Source organism: Nostoc sp. (assembly GCF_035638895.1).
In the GTDB taxonomy this organism is placed as follows: Bacteria; Cyanobacteriota; Cyanobacteriia; order Cyanobacteriales; family Nostocaceae; genus Nostoc.
On the sequence record NZ_DASQZC010000689.1, the window covers coordinates 1 to 5,461 of the forward strand.

Sequence of the window (5,461 nt, forward strand, 5' to 3'; positions counted from 1 at the left end):
GAACTTCACAGAATTTCAAATAGTCAGCCCGCCAATGAAAATTATTGATAGCAGTAGTAAAATTTTCTGCGGTTTCTAGTGCTTCTGGGGATATCTCTGGTTCTTCTGTCTGGTTGTCTTGGATTTGTGCTTCTGTCATGCTGATTTTCCGTGATGATTCTGCTGTGTATAGTCATCAATTGCTTTTTTGGTTAAAGCCAAAACCAAACTAGGAACCGTTCTGTAATCTTTATCTGCCCATCCCTGTAAAACTTTGTACTCTTCATCTGTCACACGAATTGTAATAGTCGGTTTTTTAGAAGGCATAGTGTAACACTTATCAGTTTCTATAGCGAGTAATTATAATTATCCTCCTTTAAAACAAATAGGTTTAATTATTGATAAGTGCTTTACTAGCTTTTAAATGTTGACAGGTGCAACACCTTTAAATTACCATAACACCAAGGCAATCGATCAACAACAAATCACTAATTAGCATCCTACGAGTACCCCAGAGACTTACACAGTAAGGGGTTTAGCGATTAGGTGCGACATTCTGCTGCTTACTTTATCGGTTGTTGACTAATTAACCATTAATTCACATTAATTACTGTAATAAACCCATGAAACCTAGACGGAGTAAACATTCTACAGATTTAGACTCATTTCTTGATTTCCCATCTACCAAGACATATTTAGCTGAGGTTTTGGGTGTTAGCCGTTCTACGCTTTGCACTTGGGAGAATTTAGCTTTTTGGAGAATTCCCAGTTTCAGAAATGCTTACCCCAAAAAAGCCGATGGCATTCACGACCGCGAGTCCCCCTTATCGCCATATCAAGCATGGGTTTTGGGAAGAGTAGGGCGATTAATGGCACAGCTACGACGCGGCGAACGAGTCAAAGGCTATATCGCCAAAAACCCGAATGATTTTTCTAGATACCGCTATCAGCAAGCATTCCAGCAAGTGAATCAGATAAACAAGGAAGCGTAAATCATGGCAACACGAAGAAAGGTTACAGCAGCAGCAGACACAGTAAGCATTCATGATGCTTGCATAAAATACATGGCCACAGAACAGAGTTTAAGACTGGCTTTAAGCAATATTCGCCCGGATGACTTCGACACTGCAAAGGCGATTTCAGAATTGGATTTAGAAGCGATCGCTCCATATTTCCAGCCAAAACAAACACAGTTACCAGAAACAGCCCGAAATATCGAAACTCCTGTACAGACTGAGCAAACCACAGAACAGCAACAGAATGCCCTTTCCTTGCCCCAGCAACAGCAACATCTAACATCTGCTACCCAATCCCCAAACAATCATGCCCAACTAACGCTAATTGACCAGCTAGCGAAACAAGCCGAGCAAGAAATTCAGTTAGTAGATGCGATCGCACAAGTCAAAAACCAAATCATCCTCAATAACTTGGCTGTTCGTACCTCCGAACTGACAGAGCAAATTAATCAGCACTGGCTTAATCAAAAACAAGGCTATTTAGGGTCAATTCGCGGCTTGGCTGACCTTGCACAGCAAAAGCCAGAAGTTACCCCAGATGATACCGATTTGACCCAAGAGATTGATTCTATTTTGGGCGAATTGGGAAAAAAGCTAATCGTGTGAGGGCGGAAAATATTTTGCTGTCCCCGCTTGACTTACTCAATTGGCTGCTTAAAAGCTTCGTAAATCTATTTTTTAAGAGCGATCGCCCTACCGTCCAAGAAAAGCGATCGCCATGACTACTGCATCTATCATGCCTAGTCTTGCCAGCTTTAAGAGCAATCTAACTCAAAAAATAGTAGTAGCAGCAGAACAAGTAAATTCAGCATCAACCCCCGAACCAGCACCACATAGGGGCAAAGGGAGACGCTAAAAAAAGGGGGATGTTTGCCAGCATCCCCTCGCAACATTTGTAAAATCCCATTTCTGGGGATGTCTCTTAATTACCCCGCAATTATGCCATATAGCACCCATATCAAAAACGCTTTATGGATGACTTAAATAGCCACATTCAGGATGCAAAGACAGACGAAACAGAGCTAAACCAAGTCCTCAGAAAATACGATTTAGATGAGGAATTAGCGCTTGAATTTAGCGACATCGACAAAGCATTTAGACAACTAGAAATTAAATACCAATCCCTACTGAACACTAGAAAATTTTTCAACAATGGCTAAGATTGACACTACAAAAGCAGCCGCCCAAGCTGTAGCTGAAAAGCTGGCAAGAGGTAAACAAAACTCGGCATCTAGTAATAATTCCATATCTGCTAATTCTGCCACCATTGCGATAGATAGCCGCATCCCTGGCTTACTAACTGTCACCCCTGATTTAATACCGGGGATGATGCCACCATTCCAGCCTAATCAGTACCAGATTTCAGATCCGCTTAATCCTCCTGAAAATCTTCCCCAGGCAACTCAAAGCCAATTTGATAAAGGGATGAAAATTTATGAGGGTTCTACACGAGCGCTTAAGTTAACAGGTGCAGCGCTCGACCTGACACGCGAGAAATTTACTGTCATTGGTAAACACTCAAAAGCTTTTGGTGCTGGCATTCAAGCGGCTACCGAGATTGAAAAAGTCAAAGGTAATTATTTGGATTACCTGAGTCAAAAAGAAGTAACTAGCCAAAAGTCAGTGACTCTTGATGTGAGCCAAGTAAAGACGATCGCGGATACGAATATCTCGGTTTATAGCAAAGATGAATTAAACCAAAAACTATTACAAGCACAAATAAAAGCTGAGGAATTAAGGCTAAAAACTGTTGAGTCACAGGGAAATCTAGCAAGCTTTAAAGCCCAGTTGGGTGATTATCTGGAGGTGAAATCATGAGGTTATCTCACAGCTTAGGGCTAAGTGCTTTTAGCTTGTGCGCTGGTTTGGCAGTAGCTTCTGGAGGGTTTACTAATGATATAGCCAAACTAATCTCTATGCTTGGCGTGGGAGCATTACCAGCGAGTTTTGTTACCTACTTTGTCGCGGATACTAAATCACAGAGATTACTAAATGATGCAGAAAGTAAAAATCAAAAAGCAGGTGAAACACTCCATAAAATCATCAGGGATTTTGACACTTGCAAGTCAAGGTTAGCCAATGCTAGCAGTCAGCTAGAATCCTTGAAAGATGAACTCAAAGAAGCGAGAAATACTATCAATTCGCTAGGTCATAACAAACTAGAAAATACGGGTTTAATCGCTCAACTGCAAGCCAAGTTGAATCAAGCTTTTACCCAGTCACAGCAAGATAAACAGCGTATTGAATATTTAGAATCCGAATGTGAGCAATGGGAATTTAACTTTAAATCTCAGGTAGAGACTGAAGCTAATCAACGCTTTCAACTTGCCAAGTCTCAGGAGTTAGAAAAAATTTACTTAGAGCATGACTCGATAACTAGTGAAGCTATGCGGCTATTTAGACGGCTGCAATCCTGGGGTGAAAAAGTTGCTCATGGTCATGCTTCCAAAGCAGAAATTATCAAGAGTTTAGCAAGTAGCTATAACGAAAATTTAGATGAGGTTGGGGAGGCGATCGCAAGTGAGCGCCAAAATTATCTTCTACAAATCGAACTACTAAACGAGCGTGTAGGTCAGCTACAGCAACAATTGCAAGGTGATTTGATAGAACCTGTTTATGGCGAATTTGGTTTTGATGTTAACGGGAAAATCGCCAACGAAATAGCGCGTACTTTGTTTAGTGATCTTAGGCTAGCTTTAGGCGTTAAAGGCTTCCAAATTAAGCCTGACGGCGTTGTAGATGTGGGCTATGGTTATTCCCTGTCTGTGCATCCTAAAGCCGTTGTGGAAGCTATCAGCAAGCACTCTGAAACACTGGCTAAAAAGTTAGGACTGTTCAAAATAACAAGCGTTCGCAAGTTGGAAGTAACCGACTGTGTTGTGGTCAGTTACCGGATGTCACCAGCTATCAAACCAGATGAAATTAAGTTGATGGTTGGGACTGCTGACGAATTTATTAACTATGTAGTCAGTCACCCTATCCGCTATCGGCTGATTGCAGATCCCGGCGTTGGTAAAACCCCAACCACTGCGGTAATGATTAGCGAAATTGTCAAAGCTGGATGCACTCGCGGTAATACCGGGAAGGGTGAGAAAGTGCCTCATACTCTGGTTACGGTATCTTACCCCGGTGCTGTTGCTTCACTCAAAGATAGCAATTACCCATTAGAGCATTTTCTTAAATATGGCGATACCACAGCCGCGATTAAATCCTTTGATGATTGCCTAGACGATGGAAATTTTAGAGTTCAAAACCCCACATTCGCTGCTAACTTCTTTCAAATTTGGGCATGGGATGAACTTGACAACACTCTAAATTCTTGCAGTGAACCATACAAGGCAGGGGAAAACCTTAAGAAGATTTTTAAACAGTTTGGTCATAATAACATCGGCTGGATTGTATCGGGTCAATCAGTGATGACCAAACAAATCCCAGGTTTTACCAACGATGATCGGTCACTCTTTACCGAGATAATTATTGGCATTCCCAAGATTAGACATTATCTAAATACCTATGGTAAGGGTAAAAATAGCGAATCTAATTTGGCTAAATTAACTCGTAATTTAGACGCTATAGAGGAATATATCGACTATAAAAACGAGTTAGTAACCGACGATGCTAGATTATTGAGAGTAGCCTTAGTAGTCGATTCTCGCTCACCCAAGCTTTATTTTTTACCTAATCTAGATAAAGTCAGTTTTAACTATCAAGAAATAGAGGAGACAAAGCGACTGGCAAGACTTGCCAAGTTCCCTGGCACAATTGGCAATGGACTGGTAAGCAGAAGTCCAAACTATTACACAGCAAGCGCTGACACAATGGTAAGCTTACCACCAATTTCGACTATAGGGGGTAGTTACCAATCTGGTATAATTCCCCACTGTCCCCATTGTGGAAACGCAAATTTAAAGCTACAGAATGATAAAAGATATCGCTGTTTAAACTGCAAAAAACGCACAGTTAGCAATAAGATAGTCTGGAAATAAATCAAAAGTGTTGAATGTTTTACTAGCAAATCGTTATTAGGTTTCAATCCCAGTTATTGAAAATTATTTGTCCTATTTGATTCGGTGCCCAGTATCGATAATCTTTTAACTCTTCTGCACTCAAATCTGCAACATGTTCTTCTGTTGGATCAGTTTCTAAATACTCTTTACTCAGCACCTCATACCCCAAAGCCTCAAATGCAGCTTGCAACAGTGGCACATTAAAAAAAACAAATTGTATATCTTCTGTGCTGCTGAAAGCGAGTATATGATTATTTAGCAGGATGGTGACATTCATACTGCTACAGTTGTGATATTCCCGCAACTGCATACGGCACAAGTAGTTGTAGCGAACTGCAAACATAAATCGTTAAAACTGCAAACAAGCCATTTTTGAAACCACATTATTTGCAAATAAGAGGGGTCTCAAAACCACAATAACTGCAAATGAAACCACAATAATTGCAAACAAACCGCAAA

Annotated in this window: 8 protein-coding genes; 6 read left to right on the forward strand and 2 right to left on the reverse strand. The window is 40.8% G+C overall.

Annotated elements, in window-relative coordinates:
• Positions 1 to 135: 135 nt before the first annotated feature.
• Positions 136 to 306, reverse strand: coding sequence for a hypothetical protein (locus VE944_RS32710; protein WP_324987551.1), 171 nt, complete (start codon positions 304 to 306; stop codon positions 136 to 138).
• Positions 307 to 602: 296 nt separating this feature from the next.
• On the opposite strand from VE944_RS32710, the gene VE944_RS32715 reads away from it, so the two are divergent.
• The 6 genes from VE944_RS32715 (at position 603) to VE944_RS32740 (ending at position 4,981) form a co-directional block, all read left to right on the forward strand.
• Complete coding sequence (locus VE944_RS32715) at positions 603 to 971, forward strand: hypothetical protein (RefSeq protein WP_324987553.1); 369 nt, start codon at positions 603 to 605, stop codon at positions 969 to 971.
• Positions 972 to 974: 3 nt separating this feature from the next.
• A complete protein-coding gene (locus tag VE944_RS32720; RefSeq protein WP_324987554.1) occupies positions 975 to 1,601 on the forward strand; it encodes a hypothetical protein in 627 nt (208 codons plus the stop codon).
• Between the two features lie 112 nt (positions 1,602 to 1,713).
• Positions 1,714 to 1,851 (forward strand): hypothetical protein, encoded by a 138-nt coding sequence (locus VE944_RS32725; protein WP_324987556.1) that lies wholly within the window; start codon positions 1,714 to 1,716, stop codon positions 1,849 to 1,851.
• Between the two features lie 115 nt (positions 1,852 to 1,966).
• On the forward strand, positions 1,967 to 2,155 hold the full coding sequence (locus VE944_RS32730) for a hypothetical protein (protein WP_324987558.1): 189 nt from the start codon (positions 1,967 to 1,969) through the stop codon (positions 2,153 to 2,155).
• Entirely contained in the window at positions 2,148 to 2,813 is a 666-nt protein-coding gene (locus VE944_RS32735) for a hypothetical protein (RefSeq protein WP_324987559.1), read from the forward strand. The genes VE944_RS32730 and VE944_RS32735 overlap by 8 nt, the downstream gene beginning before the upstream one ends.
• Entirely contained in the window at positions 2,810 to 4,981 is a 2,172-nt protein-coding gene (locus VE944_RS32740) for a hypothetical protein (protein WP_324987561.1), read from the forward strand. The genes VE944_RS32735 and VE944_RS32740 overlap by 4 nt, the downstream gene beginning before the upstream one ends.
• A 43-nt stretch (positions 4,982 to 5,024) precedes the next feature.
• Here VE944_RS32740 and VE944_RS32745 read toward each other — a convergent pair whose 3' ends face one another.
• The gene (locus tag VE944_RS32745) at positions 5,025 to 5,345 is read right to left on the reverse strand and encodes a hypothetical protein (RefSeq protein ID WP_324987563.1); all 321 of its coding nucleotides are present in this window, start codon (positions 5,343 to 5,345) and stop codon (positions 5,025 to 5,027) included.
• Between the last annotated feature and the right edge of the window lie 116 nt (positions 5,346 to 5,461).